The sequence below is a fragment of the Mesorhizobium sp. P3_A9 genome (assembly GCF_056402975.1).
Map to the genome: position 1 here is coordinate 1 of NZ_JBFUGJ010000707.1, position 1,169 is coordinate 1,169.

1 protein-coding gene is annotated in these 1,169 nt (G+C 56.3%); it reads right to left on the reverse strand.

Going from position 1 to position 1,169, the window contains the following annotated elements; all coding sequences use genetic code 11:
* Positions 1-170: 170 nt before the first annotated feature.
* Complete coding sequence (locus AC1DX0_RS36165; RefSeq protein ID WP_477223821.1) at positions 171-824, reverse strand: outer membrane protein; 654 nt, start codon at positions 822-824, stop codon at positions 171-173.
* Positions 825-1,169: the final 345 nt, after the last annotated feature.

Genomic DNA, 1,169 nt, shown 5'->3' on the forward strand with positions numbered 1-1,169 from the left:
GTTTTAGCACATGCTGATTGAATCGCGGTTTCGTGTTTGAGTCCCTGCATGCGGCACGGGCTCAAATGCTGTAACGTCAGCCAGGTTCGCAGCGATGAACTAGATCAGCCCTTCGCTAGGGAACGGTTCCGACAGGGCCCCAAGACCGCCGGAACAAATGCCCTATCGGCTTAAAATTTTATGGCGATGCCGACGCGGAAGTCGTGCGTCTGAACCGTGTGTTCAAGCGTGCACCCGCCGCCGCAATAGTCCAGCGACTTCTTTCCGAAGAAGGAGAAATCGTACTCACCACGTAAGAAGACGTTGTGAGTAAGTGCCACATCGACACCGGCACCCACTATGCCACCGGCAATTGTCGCATCGCGCTCTGCAGGGCCGCCAGGATAGAAAGTCTTCAGCTTCGCTGCTGTGACACCTGCCGTGATGAACGGTAGATATGATCCCATATCCACGCCAACTCGRCCCTTTAAGGAACCGAACAGCCCGGTTGATGCATCGAGGACGCCCGGCCCGGGAATGTCGTCGAAAGTGTTCTTCTTGAAGCGGTAGCCAAGTTCACCTTCAAGACCGTAGACGACCTTGCCTGCTTCGAAGTTGTAGCCGGCGAAACCTCCAACGGTGGCCGATCCGACACTGTGTGTGGCACTAGCATCGATATTAGGCTCGTGAATCTTGTAGTGCTCAAGCGTGCCCGCGCCGAAGACGCCAGCGTAAGGCCCTTGCCAAGTCCACTCTGGGGTTTCTACAGGCGAAACCATATCGGCAGCCATCACCGGGGCGCACAGTGCGAGGGCGAAAACAGATGCGAGCAAAAAGCTTTTCATTAGAATCCCCGGCGGCCAAAGCTACGGCACCCAACGTTAGGGGGCGCTAACGATCTTGTCTGTAACCAGAAAGTCACACGGCTGCCTCAACCGCCCGTGATCCCATTCCAGGCGGGCTCTTTTCGCCACGAGGCGGGCCACTTAAGCTACCCACATCGAACGGTTAGGCATTCGCCATCGCAGGCGAAACTTTTTATGAGGCACGGAGTTGTTGGAACAAGCTGCTACCGGAGTAGCTTTAACAGGAGGAGTATTCCATGAACTTCAAGATGCTCGCCATGGGCGCTATGGCGCTTGCAATGATGACTGGCTCGGCTCTCGCAGGCGGCAGCACCGGGACATCCG